Genomic DNA, 12,239 nt, shown 5'->3' with positions numbered 1-12,239 from the left:
GACCCCAATGAATCCAACCCCCAAGATCGCGCTCGAAGAGCACTTCAGCGCCCCGGGCTTCGACGCCTATTCCGCGAAGTACACGCGAGCGCTGCCGGCCGACTTCGTGGCGCGGCTCGACGCCAGGCTCGGCGACTTCGACGACCAGCGCCTGGCCGAGATGGACGCCGGCAACATCGAGTACGCCGTGCTGTCGCAGACGATGCCCGGCGTACAGGCCGAGACGGACGGCGCCGCCGCCGTGCGGCGCGCGCGCGAGAACAACGAGTTCCTCGCCGAGCGCGTGGCACGCCATCCGCAGCGCTTCGGCGCCTTCGCGCACGTCGCGCTCCAGGACCCGGCGGCCGCAGCTCGAGAACTCGAGCGCACCGTCGTCGAGTGCGGCTTCAAGGGCGCGCTGATCAACGGCCACACCCTGGGCCGCTATTACGAAGGCAGCGAATTCGACGTGTTCTGGGAGCGCGCGGAGGCACTCGGCGTGCCCATCTATCTGCACCCCAACGCGTTCAGCCAGCCGCCGGCGCTGCTGGAGGGCATGCCGGTCCTTCAGGGGGCCACCTGGGGCTGGGGCGTGGAGACGGCGGGGCACGCATTGCGCCTGCTGTTCGGCGGGGTGTTCGACCGCTTCCCGCGGCTGACGCTGCTGCTGGGCCACATGGGCGAGGCACTGCCGTATCAACGCTGGCGCATCGACAGCCGCTTCGCCGCGTATCCCTCAGGCATCAAGCTGGCACGCAAGCCCAGCGAGTACATCGGCAGCAACATCCTGATCACGACGTCCGGCGTGTGCTCCGCGCCGGCGCTGCTGGGCGCCATCGGCGAGCTCGGCGCCCAGGCCGTGCTGTTCTCCGTGGACTACCCCTACGAATCCACCGCCGAGGCCTGCGCCTTCATCGAGCAGGCGCCGCTTGACGCACGCACCCGCGAGCTGGTGTGCCACGGCAATGCGCGCCGGCTCTTCAAGCTCGGCAGCCCGCAGGACCTTGCGCTCCTGCAGATCTGACACTTTCAAACAGAGGACGAAACATGCCAGTCAGCGATTATCAAATGGTCAAGGCCTGGGACGAGGTTCTGAAGCTCAGCAAGGTGGAGCGCGGACAGAAGGTCTCGATCCTGTGCGGTCCCCACACCCATCCGCAGACGCTGCAGACCGCCACGATCGCGGCGCAGGCCGCGGGCGCGGTCGTCACCCGGATCGAGCTACAGCCCATCAACGCGGAGAAGGCGCCCAGCCGCGACCTGATGAACTACCTGGGGGAAACGCCCCTCACCAACAACCCGGTCGCGCTCGCGGCCATGAAGAACAGCGACATCGTCCTGGACCTGATGCTGCTGCTGTTCTCGCCCGAGCAGATGGAGATCCTCGAGTCGGGGACGAAGATCCTCCTGGCCGTCGAACCGCCCGAGGTGCTGGTGCGGGCTGTGCCCACGGAGGCCGATCGCGAGCGGGTGCTCGCCGCATCGAAGCTGCTCAAGGCCGCCAGGAAGATGCACGTGACTTCGCCGGCCGGCACGGACGTGACCTTCAAGCTCGGCGATTACCCGACCATCTCCGAGTACGGCTTCTGCGAGGAGCCCGGGCGCTGGGACCACTGGCCCAGCGGCTTCCTCTTCACCTTCGCCAACGAGGGCGGCAGCGACGGCACCATCGTGATCGATCGCGGCGACATCCTGCTGCCGCAGAAGAACTACGTCTCCGACAAGATCACCATGCAGCTGCGCGAAGGCTTCGTGCGCAGCATCGAGGGTGACATCGACGCCGCCCTGCTGCGCGAGTTCATGGAGGCCTACAAGGACCCCGAGGCCTACGCCATCGCGCATATCGGCTGGGGGATGCAGCCGCGCTGCTACTGGCACACGCTGTCGCTGGTGGACCGCGAAGCCACTTCCGGACAGGACGCGCGTGCGTTCGAAGGCAACTTCCTGTTCTCGCTGGGCCCCAACAACGAGGCCGGAGGGCCTCGCACCACGCCGTGCCACCTGGACATTCCCTTGCGCAACTGCACGGTGAAGCTCGACGACGTCGTCGTGGTTCGCGACGGCAAGGTCATCGACGAGGCCTTCCGATGAGCGCCGATCCGGACATCTACCAGAAGCAGGGCTTCGGCAATGCCGTCGCGCCGAAGGCGCCGTACGGCCTGCTGATCATCGACTTCGTCAACGGATTCGCCGATCCGCTCACGTTCGGCGGCGGCAACATCGAGCCGGCCATTGAATGCACTCGCGGCCTGCTGGCCGCCGCGCGCGAGCGCGGATGGCCCATCGTCCACACGCGGGTCGTGTACCAGGACGATGGCGCCGACGCCAACATCTTCGCGCTCAAGGTGCCGCCCATCCTGGCCCTGCGCGAGGACGCGCCGCAAAGCCAGATCGTCGCGCAGCTGCAGCCGCGCAGCGGCGAGCTGGTGCTGCGCAAGATCCATCCGTCGGCTTTCTTCGGTACCTCGCTGGCTTCCTGGTTGTCGCAACGCGGCGTGCAGACGCTGCTGATCGCGGGATGCACCACCAGCGGGTGCGTCCGCGCCAGCGTGGTCGATGCCATGTGCCACGGCTTTCGACCCCTGGTCGTCACGGACTGCGTGGGCGACCGGTCGTTGCAGGCGCACGAGGCCAACCTCTTCGACATGGACCAGAAGTACGCGACCTTGATGCCCCGCGACGCCGCACTGCAGGCGACTGAAGCAGCGCAGCCGCACGGCGTGCCGGCCTGAAGCCAGCCCTGGCCCACGATTCCCGACCCACCTCTCGTCAAAACCCGGGCGAATGCCCCGCCAGCGACCCCCACTACCTGGAGAAGAAGATGACCCTCAAACTCGTTGCCGCGATCGCGGTCTCACTCGCGACGCTCGCGCTGCAAAGCCGCGCCGACGTCATCAAGGTGGGTGTGATCGCACCCATGTCCGGATCCTTCTCCGCGGTGGGGCAGACCTGGGAAGGGGCGACCAAGGCCTACCAGAAGCTCAACGGCACCACCGCGGGCGGGCACACGATCGAGGTCATCTACCGCGACCTGCCTGACATCAATCCCGCGCAGGCCAAGGCACTGGCCCAGGAGCTCATCATCAAGGAAGGCGCCCAGTACATCGCCGGCCTGTACTTCACGCCCGATACGCTGGCTGTCGCCGCGCTCGCGCAGGAGGCGAAGGTGCCGGTCGTGATCTTCAACGCGTCGACCTCGTCGCTTCTCGAGAAGTCCGACTACCTGCTGCGCACCTCCTACACGCTGCCGCAGATGGCCGTGCCGGTGGCCAAGTACGCGCTCGAGAAGAACGTGAAGAACGTCGTGTCGCTGGTCAGCGACTTCGGTCCCGGCCTCGACGCCGAGAAGGCCTTCAACACCGCGTTCGTCGCCGGAGGCGGCAAGCTGCTCGAGGCCATCCGCGCGCCGCTGAAGACGACGGACTTCGGCCCCCTGATGCAGCGCGTGAAGGCGCTCAAGCCCGATGCGCTGTACGTCTTCGGTCCTGGAGGGCCGGCCACCTACGCAATGATCAAGGCCTACAACGAAGCAGGGTTGAAGGCCGCGGGCGTGCGCTTCCTGGGCACGGGCGAGACGGATGAAGACCAGCTGCGCGCGATCGGACCCGAGCTGCTGGGAATCGAGACCGGCATGTTCTATTCGGCGACGCACAACTCGCCGCTGAACAATGCCGCGGTCAAGGCGCTGGCCGAGGTGGCACCCAAGGCCATCCCGACCGTCCAGCTCGCGAATGCGTACGACGGCCTGCATGTGATCTATCACATGGTCAAGGCAACGGACGGCAAGCGCGACGGGCCCAAGGCCCTTGCCGCCGCCAAGGGCTTCTCGTGGGAGAGCCCGCGCGGCCCGGTGAAGATCGACCCCGCCTCCCGCGAGTTCGTGCAGAACGTCTACATGCGGGTGGTCGAGAAGGATTCGTCGGGGCGCTTCGTCAACCGCGAGTTCCGGACCTTCGAGATGCAGCCCGACTACGGACGCATCCAGGGCGCGGCCAAGTAACGCAGAGACTGCAGCATGTCTTTCGCGCTTCTCAGCAGCATCCTGATCGACGGCGTGACGTACGCCATGATCCTGTTCATGATCACCGTGGGCCTGTCGATGACGATGGGCCTGATGCGTGTGGTGAACCTGGCCCATGGCGCCTTCGCGATGCTCGGCGGCTTTCTCGCGGCGAGCATTCCGCAGCGCCTGGGCGTGCCCATCGGGCTGGGCTTCGTGCTGGCGATCGCCGTCGTGGCCCTCCTGGCCGTGATCTTCGAGCGCACCCTGCTGCGCCGCTTCTACCGTCGCGACGATCTCGACCAGATGCTGGTGACGATCGGGCTGATGTTCGTCGCGACCGCGGCGGTCAACCTGATGTTCGGATCGTCGGTGACCTCCGTCGCGCTTCCCGAGGCATTCGGCGGCTCGGTGGACCTGGGCTTTCGCTCCATTCCCCGGCACCGGCTCATCGTCGTCGCCTGCGGGCTGCTGGTGGTCGTCGTCCTGTGGCTCGCCGTGGACCGGTCGTCCTTCGGCATTCGCGTGCGCGCAGCGGTCGACAACGCGCCCATCGCCCGGGCCATCGGCATCGACACGACGAAGATCTACGCAGCCACCTTCGCGATCGGTGCCGCGCTCGCGGCGCTGGGCGGCATCGCCGGTGCCGAGATGCTGCCGATGGAGCCGAACTACGCCTCCAAGTACCTCGTGATCCTCCTGGCCGTCGTGGCCGTGGGAGGAAACGGAAATCTGTTTGGCTCTTTCTTCGCAGCATTGCTGCTCGGCATCGTGGAGACCTCGATGAAATACATGGTTCCCCAGTTGGCATCGGCTGCCTTCTTCCTGACGATGATCGTCGTCCTGCTGTTCCGGCCCCAGGGGCTGTTCGGGAGGCAGGCATGAGCGCAGTGATTCCGCCCATGGCGATGGCTGCTGCGCCCCGCACCCGCCCGTGGAAGCACTTGCGCGCCGAGATCGTCCTGACGCTGGCCGGGCTGCTGGCCTTCGTGCTGTTCCCGCAGGACCTCGGGTTGCTGACCAACATGGCAACGATGTCCATCTTCGCGCTGTCGCTGAGCCTCGTGCTCGGGCAGGCGGGCATCGCGACCCTGGGCCAGGCCGCGCTGTACGGGACCGGTGCCTACGTCGCGGGCTGGACCGCGCTGTACCTGACGGCCGATCCGGTCGTCGGGGTGCTCCTCGGCGGCCTGGGCGGAGGGCTGATCGCGCTGCTCAGCGGTGCCGTGATGCTGCGCTCGACCAAGCTCACGCTGGTCATGCTCACCATTGCCGTGGCGCAGTTGCTGCTCGAGCTCGCCAACTGGGCACGATGGCTCACCGGCGGCGACGACGGACTCGCCGGCTTCGAAGTTGCCCCGCTGTTCGGCATCTGGGAGTTCAACTTCATGGGCCACACCGGCTATTTCTACGCGCTGGGCGCGCTGGTACTGGTGTACTTCCTCGTGCGCAACCTGGTCGAGTCGCCCTTCGGCCTGACGGCCAGGGCGATCCGACAGGACCTGGGCCGCGTCCAGGCGCTGGGCGGGCGCGTGTACCTGCACCTGCTGGCCGTCTACACCATCGGCGGCGTCGTGGCAGGCCTGGCTGGCGCATTGACCGCACAGACCAGCAAGGTGGCCAATCTCTTCATGCTGGACTTCACGACGTCCGCGGGTGTCGTGGTCATGATCGTCCTGGGCGGCACGCGTCGCCTGTCGGGTGCGGTGCTCGGCACCGTCGCCTACATGACCATCCACCACATCGCATCGACGTTGAATCCGTACCACTGGCTCTTCGTGATCGGTTCGATGCTGATCTTCGTGCTCATCGTCCTGCCCGAAGGTCTGGTCGGACTCCTGGACCGGGCCGCGGCGTACGCCAGGCGTCTGGGCGGCAAAGGAGGAACCCGATGACTCCCCGGCTGCAAACCCGCAACCTGTGCCACTCCTTCGGCGGCCTGGCCGTCACGCAGAACGTCACGCTGTCCCTCCCGCAGGGCGCTCGCACGGCGCTGATCGGGCCGAACGGTGCCGGCAAGACCACGCTGGTCAACCTGCTCAGCGGAGCGATCCGTCCGAAGTCCGGCGACATCCAGCTCGACGGCCGCTCGATCGTGCAGTTGCCGCAGTACGCACGCGTGCGCAGCGGCATCGTGCGCACGTTCCAGATCAGCCGCCTGTTCAAGGACTTGACCGTGGCGGACAACGTTAAGGTCGCGGTGCTTCAGCGGCTGCGCGCCTCCATGCAGTGGTGGCCTTCGCCGGCGCGTTCCGCGCGCGTGCACGACGAGGTCCACGAGACCCTCGGCATGCTGGGCCTGAACCCCTTTGCGGATCGGGTGGTGGGGCGTCTGGCGCTCGGCGAGCAGCGGCTTGCGGAGATCGCGCTCGCGCTCGCCATGAAACCCGAGGTGCTGCTGCTGGACGAGCCCGGCGCCGGCGTGCCGCAGGGGGAAGGCGGCCGCATCATGAGTGCCATCGAGAGTCTTCCGAAGGACCTGTCGGTGCTGCTCATCGAGCACGACATGGACCTGGTGTTCCGCTTCGCCTCGCACATCATCGTCCTGGTTGCCGGCGCGGTGATGGTGGAGGGGTCGCCGCAGGAAGTCGCGGCCAACGAACAAGTCAAGCAAATCTACTTCGGACGGGACGGCCACCATGCCCAGCACCCCCATTGAACTTCGGTTCGACGACGTCACGACCGGCTACGCCGGCGTGCCCGTGGTCGAGCATCTGAGCTTCAGCGTGCGCGAAGGCGAGCGCCTGGGGCTGATCGGGCGCAACGGCGCCGGCAAGACGACGACGCTGGCGACCGCGACGGGCCTGGCCGATCTGATGAAGGGGCGCGTCCATTTCGGCGGCAAGGACATCAGCGGCGTCAGCACCTTCGCACGCGCTCGCGCCGGCCTCGGCTACGTGCCGCAGAGCCGCGACATCTTCCCTTCGCTCACGGTGGAGGAGAACCTGCTGTCGGGCCTCCAGGGGCGCTCGGCGGCCGTGGCGCTTCCTGCGGTCTATGAACTGTTCCCGCGATTGAAGGAGCGGCGGCGCAATGGTGGCACCCAGCTGTCGGGCGGCGAGCAGCAGATGCTGTCCGTGGCGCGGGCGCTCGTCGGGCAGCCGCGCATCCTGCTGCTCGACGAGCCACTGGAGGGCCTGGCCCCGATGGTGCGCGAGGAGCTGATGGACGCCATCGTCCGCATGAGCGACAAGCTCGGCGTCGGATGCATCCTCGTGGAACAGCACGTGGACGTCGTTCTCGACTTCTCGACGAACGTCATCGTGCTGGAGCGCGGCGTCGCCGCTTATGCCGGTTCGGCAGCCGCGCTGCGCGAGGACGAGGAACTCCTGAACCGCACCATCGGGATCCAGAAATGCTGAAGCGGATGCCTGCTGCGCGATCGCTATCGTGGCTGCGCGAGCCGGCGCCGGCTCGCGCCCTCGTCGGCAGCGGCGGCTGAATGCGGCACGGGTCCGATCCGCCATGCAGAACCTTCGCGCTCTCCTGAGCCCGCTGCGGGCTTTCGATGCGGTGTACCGGGCCAAGGGAGTCTCGCGGGCAGCCCAGCTGCTTCACGTCACGCCCGGGGCCGTGAGTCAGCAGATCAAGCAGCTCGAGGCCGGGCTGGGCGTGCAGCTGTTCCAGCGGTCCGGCCGCGAGATCGGGTTCACGGCGGCGGGCGAAAGGCTTGCCCACCGCGTCTGCGATGCCTTCGACCGCCTGCAGGACGCACTCGGCGACCTGGCCGAGCATCGGAGTGAAAGAAGGCTGCGCCTCAAGGTGACACCGAGCCTGGCCATCCGCTGGCTTGTTCCGCGCCTGCATGGCTTCTACGCAAAGCACCCCGACATCGCACTGGAGATCGCAACGATCGCCATGGCCGACGACATGCGGCTCGAAGGCGCAGATTGCGCCATCCGCCATGGCATGGGCGAGTGGGCCGACGTCGAGCTGGACCATCTCTTCGATGACGAGTTCGTCCCGGTCTGCGCACCGGGCCAGGCGGGGCCGTTGCAGACACCTCGCGACCTGCTGCAGGCCAACCTGCTGCACTCCATGATGCGGCCGCAAGCGTGGCCGCTCTGGTTCGGCTCCGCTGGCCTTGCGGATCCCGCCCGTTCGCGCGGCATCACGCTGGCGAATGCCGCGTTGTGCTATCAGGCCGCGGCCGATGGCCTGGGCATCGCGATGGCCCAGCGTGCCTACGTGGAAGACGACCTTCGAACCGGCCGCCTGGTGGTCGCTGTCGACCACATGGCACGGACGGAACTCGGCTACTACCTCGTCTGCGACCCGATGAAGGCGGCTACCGCCCCGGTGCGGCTGTTCAGGGAGTGGATCCGGTCGGTCCGCTAGTCGTGCCCCGGGGGCCTGCTAGTCGGCCTTGAAGCCCGAGGCCTTGACCACGGGCTCCCAGAATGCGCGCATCTCTGCGAACCTGGCGCGTGCATCGGTGGGTGAGCTTCCCGCGTTCACGAAACCGAGCGCGCCGACCTTCTTCGCGAACTGCTCCGTCGCAACCGCCTTTCGCACGGCGTCGCTCCATTCAGCGACGACGGGTGCAGGCGTCCCGGGTGCCAGGCAGATGGCCAGCACGCCGACCGTGGTGAGTTCCTTGCGGCCGAGCTCGGCGAAGGTCGGCACGTTCGGCAGGAGCGCAGAGCGTTGGGACGAGGTGACGGCAAGCACGCGCAGCTTGCCGGCCTCGTGGTGCTGCGCGAAGTCGCCGACCGTGGAAGTGCCCGCTCCGATGTTGGCGCCGGCAAGGTTCACGATCATCGGGGCCGCGCCCTGGAAAGGAACGTCCTGCAGCGGCGTTCCAATGATCTTGCCGATCTGCAGCCCCAGGAAATGCGTAGGCCCGCCCGATGCCGCATGGCCGAAGTTGGCGCTCTGGGGATGCGCGCGCACCCACTGGGCGTATTCGCCGAAGGACTTCACCGGTGAAGACGAGGGCACGGCGAGAGCCATCGCGAACTCGACGACGGTCGACACCGGAAGGATGTCGCGCTGCGGGTCGTAGTTGAGCTTGTTGAAGACGAAGGGGTAGATCGACGTGAGGAAGTCGGGGCACAGCATGGCCACGCTGCCGTCGGCCGGTGCGGCGCGCATCGCGTCGATCGCGATCCTTCCGCCGGCGCCCGGCTTGTTCTCTACCACGACCGTGCGGTGGAGCGGGTCGTGCAGCTGGTCCGCGAGCGCACGCGTCACCACGTCGAGGGTGCCGCCTGGCGAGAAGCCCACGAGGATCCTGACTGGCGGCCGGCTGGCTTGCTGGGCGATGGCCGGCGGTGCGCCGACGAAGGCGGCGATGGCGAGTGCGAGGCTGCAGCGCCAGGAAGCAGACAGTGTCTTCACGAGATGCTCCAGGAGGAAGGTCGGATCGGTTGTCCGGATGCAGGCAGTGCAGGGCAGGGCGGGCGGACCGGAGGCGGCGTCTTCGTCGACGCCGTCGTCCTCCGTTCGAGGAACTCAGCGACCACGGAATACCGGAGCGCGCTTCTCGGCGAAGGCGCGGCGCCCCTCCAACCGGTCCTCGCTGTCCCTGAGCAGCCCGAACGCCTGGCGTTCCAGCGCAAGCCCGCCGGCCAGGGGCAGTTCGCGCCCGTTCATCGCGAGGCGCTTGGCGGCCGTCATCGCCAGCGGCGCATTGGCGGCCATCTTGCGCGCGAGCCCGATGGCCGTTTCCTGCAATGCCGAAAGCGGCACCACCTTGCTGACCAGACCGATGCGCAGCGCTTCGGCGGCATCGATGCGTTCACCCGTCAGCAGCATCCACATGGCATCGGACTGGCCTACCGCGCGGATCAGGCGCTGCGTCCCGCCCGCCCCCGGGATGCTGCCGACGCGCACCTCCGGCAAGCCGAACTGGGCGTTGTCCGAACAGATGCGGATGTCCGCCAGCAGGGCCAGCTCGAGTCCGCCGCCGAGGGCGTAGCCGTTGATCGCCGCGACGACGGGCTTGTCGGTGTGCAGCGTGCCGAAGTTGAAGTGCCGGTTGCCGCCGCGAAAGACTTCCCGCGCGACGCCATCGCCCGACGGCATCGTCTTCTTGAGGTCCGCCCCCGTGCAGAAGGCACGCTCGCCCGCACCGGTGAGGACGAGCACGCGAACGTCCTCCTCATTGCAGACCCGGTCCCAGATGCCGAGCAGCTGCTCGTTGGACTCCGGGTCGATGGAGTTCATGGCCTCGGGCCGATTCAGGGTGACGATGGCGACGCCATCCTGGACTGTGTAGACGATGGGCATGGTTTTCCGTTCTTCAGGTCTGGGAAGGGCTGGCTGCGGCCACCGAGTCGATGGCGCCGGCTGGCATGCCCAGCGCGGCCAGCACCTCGCGGGTGTGTTCGCCGAGCGTGGGGGCGGCGCGTCGCGCACGCGGCCGCTCGCCCACTGCGCCGAGCACGCTGCGCGTCAGCGTCAAGGTGCCGGCGACAGGATGCTGCACGCTTTCCGCGAGCGCCGCCTCGACGAAGGGGGCCGACTGCGCCACCTCGGCATAGTCGTTGATGGGGCCGCAGATGATGTCCACCGCAGTGAACTTCTCCAGCCAGAAGGCGCGCGGATGCGCGAGCATGCGAGCTTCCAGCAGGCGCAGCAGCGCCTGGCGATGCTGCAGCCGGCTCTTGTTCTCTGCGAAGCGCGGATCGCAGGCGAGTTCCGGTGCGCCGATGGCGGCACACAGCGCCTGCCATCGGGCAGGGTGATAGGCCGCGACCATGATCCACCCGTCGGCGCATCGCAGGGCCTCGTTGGGCGTCGAATAGGGCGCCGCGTTGCCCTGCGGTCCGGGCACGATGCCGTCCGCGAAGTAGGACGCGAAACTCACGTGCTGGAGTGCGATGGCGCTGGCGAACATGCTGGCCTCGACGTGCTGGCCGAGGCCCGTGCGTTGCCGCTCCTGAAGGGCGGCCAGCACCGAGATGGCCGCCAGCGAGCCGGTGACCAGGTCGACGACCGGCACCGGCACCTTGCAAGGCTCTCCATCGGGCGCCCCGGTGACACTCATCAGGCCGCTCACGGCCTGCAGCACACCGTCCACGCCGGGCAGATCCCTGCTGGCGCCATGCTGGCCGTATGCCGAGACCGAGCAGTAGATGAGCCGCGGGTTGTCCGCGGACACCGTGGCGTAGTCGAGCCCGAACCGCGCCATGACGCCGGGACGGAAGCTCTCGACCAGCACATCCGCCTGCGCGATCAGCTCCTGCGCGGCCTGCCGATGCGACGGCTGCTTCAGATCGAGCACGATCCCGCGCTTGTTGCGGTTCAGCGCCAGGAAGGCGACGCCTTCGCCGTTGACCCATGGCGAAAGGGCCCGCGAGAGATCGCCCGTGGGCGTCTCGACTTTCACCACGTCGGCGCCGAGGTCGGCCAGACACAACGTGCAGGTCGGCCCGGCCATCACCTGCGTGAAGTCGATCACTTTCAAACCGGTCAATGCATTCGCGAGCATGCGATCTTCAGCCTTGTTCGATTTCTGTCGGCGCGATCCGGCTCTATACCGAGGGGCTGCCGAGGCTGCGGCCGCCGCAGACGTACAGGAGCTGGCCGGTGACGTAGCTCGAGCCGGGTTCCGCGAAGAACCGCACCGCTCGGGCGATGTCCTGCGGCTGGCCGATGCGCTCCATCGGCACGGTCTTGTGGAGGCTCTGGCGCACTTCTTCGGTGAGCGTCGCGAACAGCGGCGTCTCCACGATGCCCGGCGCGACGGCGTTGACGGTGATGCCCTTGCGCGCATATTCGAGCGCCAGCGAGCGGGTCAGGCTCACCACGGCGCCCTTGGAGGCCGAGTACGCCGCCTGGCCACGGTTGCCCAGCCATGCGCGAGAGCCGATGTTGATGATGCGCCCGAACCGGTTCTGCGCCATCTGCGCCAGGACCGCCTTGGTGCAGATGAACTGCGAATTCAGGTTGATCTCGATGACGCGGCTCCAGAACGCGAGATCCATCTTGGAGACCAGCTTGTCGCCGCCGATGCCTGCGTTGTTGACCAGGATGTCGATGCGTTCATGCGATGCCAGCAGCCGGGCAACGGCGGCCTCCACCTGATCCACGGAGCTGACGTCGACCTTGAAGGTGGTCACGTCGGCGCCTTCGCTCGACAACGTCCGCTCGGCCTCGTTCAGCGCGGCGTCGTCGAAGTCCCACAGCGCGATGCGGCAGCCCCCCTGTGCAAGCTCGCGCGCGATGCCCAGGCCGATGCCCTTGGCGCCGCCGGTCACGACGGCGACGAGGCCCTGCAGCGAGGCGGGGGCGGTGGTGTTTGTCTGGTTCATGG

The 12,239-nt window shown here is 67.7% G+C and carries 13 protein-coding genes; 9 read left to right on the top strand and 4 right to left on the bottom strand.

Features of this window, described 5'->3' with window-relative positions:
- The first annotated feature begins 7 nt into the window (after positions 1-7).
- The 9 genes from ACHMXA_RS33810 (at position 8) to ACHMXA_RS33770 (ending at position 8,317) form a co-directional block, all read left to right on the top strand.
- Complete coding sequence (locus tag ACHMXA_RS33810; RefSeq protein WP_176666373.1) at positions 8-1,003, top strand: amidohydrolase family protein; 996 nt, start codon at positions 8-10, stop codon at positions 1,001-1,003.
- Positions 1,004-1,026: 23 nt separating this feature from the next.
- Positions 1,027-2,070: a peptidase M29 gene (locus tag ACHMXA_RS33805; RefSeq protein WP_019657120.1), complete on the top strand. Its 1,044-nt coding sequence runs from the start codon at positions 1,027-1,029 to the stop codon at positions 2,068-2,070.
- On the top strand, positions 2,067-2,711 hold the full coding sequence (locus ACHMXA_RS33800) for an isochorismatase family protein (RefSeq protein WP_395321775.1): 645 nt from the start codon (positions 2,067-2,069) through the stop codon (positions 2,709-2,711). Before ACHMXA_RS33805 ends, ACHMXA_RS33800 begins: the two co-directional genes overlap by 4 nt.
- Positions 2,712-2,800: 89 nt before the next feature.
- Positions 2,801-3,979 carry an ABC transporter substrate-binding protein gene (locus ACHMXA_RS33795; protein WP_395321773.1) on the top strand — a complete coding sequence of 393 codons (1,179 nt, stop codon included), beginning with the start codon at positions 2,801-2,803 and terminating at the stop codon, positions 3,977-3,979.
- A 15-nt stretch (positions 3,980-3,994) separates the two neighbouring features.
- Complete coding sequence (locus ACHMXA_RS33790; RefSeq protein WP_395321772.1) at positions 3,995-4,864, top strand: branched-chain amino acid ABC transporter permease; 870 nt, start codon at positions 3,995-3,997, stop codon at positions 4,862-4,864.
- Complete coding sequence (locus ACHMXA_RS33785; protein ID WP_395321770.1) at positions 4,861-5,874, top strand: branched-chain amino acid ABC transporter permease; 1,014 nt, start codon at positions 4,861-4,863, stop codon at positions 5,872-5,874. Before ACHMXA_RS33790 ends, ACHMXA_RS33785 begins: the two co-directional genes overlap by 4 nt.
- Positions 5,871-6,638 carry an ABC transporter ATP-binding protein gene (locus ACHMXA_RS33780; RefSeq protein WP_395321768.1) on the top strand — a complete coding sequence of 256 codons (768 nt, stop codon included), beginning with the start codon at positions 5,871-5,873 and terminating at the stop codon, positions 6,636-6,638. Before ACHMXA_RS33785 ends, ACHMXA_RS33780 begins: the two co-directional genes overlap by 4 nt.
- Positions 6,619-7,341 carry an ABC transporter ATP-binding protein gene (locus ACHMXA_RS33775; RefSeq protein ID WP_395321766.1) on the top strand — a complete coding sequence of 241 codons (723 nt, stop codon included), beginning with the start codon at positions 6,619-6,621 and terminating at the stop codon, positions 7,339-7,341. Before ACHMXA_RS33780 ends, ACHMXA_RS33775 begins: the two co-directional genes overlap by 20 nt.
- 103 nt (positions 7,342-7,444) lie before the next feature.
- Entirely contained in the window at positions 7,445-8,317 is an 873-nt protein-coding gene (locus tag ACHMXA_RS33770; protein ID WP_395321764.1) for a LysR substrate-binding domain-containing protein, read from the top strand.
- Between the two features lie 18 nt (positions 8,318-8,335).
- Here ACHMXA_RS33770 and ACHMXA_RS33765 read toward each other — a convergent pair whose 3' ends face one another.
- The 4 genes from ACHMXA_RS33765 to ACHMXA_RS33750 form a co-directional block, all read right to left on the bottom strand.
- Positions 8,336-9,319, bottom strand: coding sequence for a Bug family tripartite tricarboxylate transporter substrate binding protein (locus tag ACHMXA_RS33765; RefSeq protein WP_395321763.1), 984 nt, complete (start codon positions 9,317-9,319; stop codon positions 8,336-8,338).
- Between the two features lie 114 nt (positions 9,320-9,433).
- Complete coding sequence (locus tag ACHMXA_RS33760; protein ID WP_395321761.1) at positions 9,434-10,210, bottom strand: enoyl-CoA hydratase/isomerase family protein; 777 nt, start codon at positions 10,208-10,210, stop codon at positions 9,434-9,436.
- 13 nt (positions 10,211-10,223) lie between these two features.
- Positions 10,224-11,414 carry a CaiB/BaiF CoA-transferase family protein gene (locus tag ACHMXA_RS33755; RefSeq protein ID WP_176666385.1) on the bottom strand — a complete coding sequence of 397 codons (1,191 nt, stop codon included), beginning with the start codon at positions 11,412-11,414 and terminating at the stop codon, positions 10,224-10,226.
- 43 nt (positions 11,415-11,457) lie between these two features.
- On the bottom strand, positions 11,458-12,237 hold the full coding sequence (locus tag ACHMXA_RS33750; protein ID WP_395321759.1) for an SDR family NAD(P)-dependent oxidoreductase: 780 nt from the start codon (positions 12,235-12,237) through the stop codon (positions 11,458-11,460).
- Between the last annotated feature and the right edge of the window lie 2 nt (positions 12,238-12,239).

The organism is Variovorax sp. UC74_104 (assembly GCF_044055375.1).
In the GTDB taxonomy this organism is placed as follows: Bacteria; Pseudomonadota; Gammaproteobacteria; order Burkholderiales; family Burkholderiaceae_C; genus Variovorax.
This window is presented reverse-complemented; position numbering and strand designations above follow the sequence as displayed.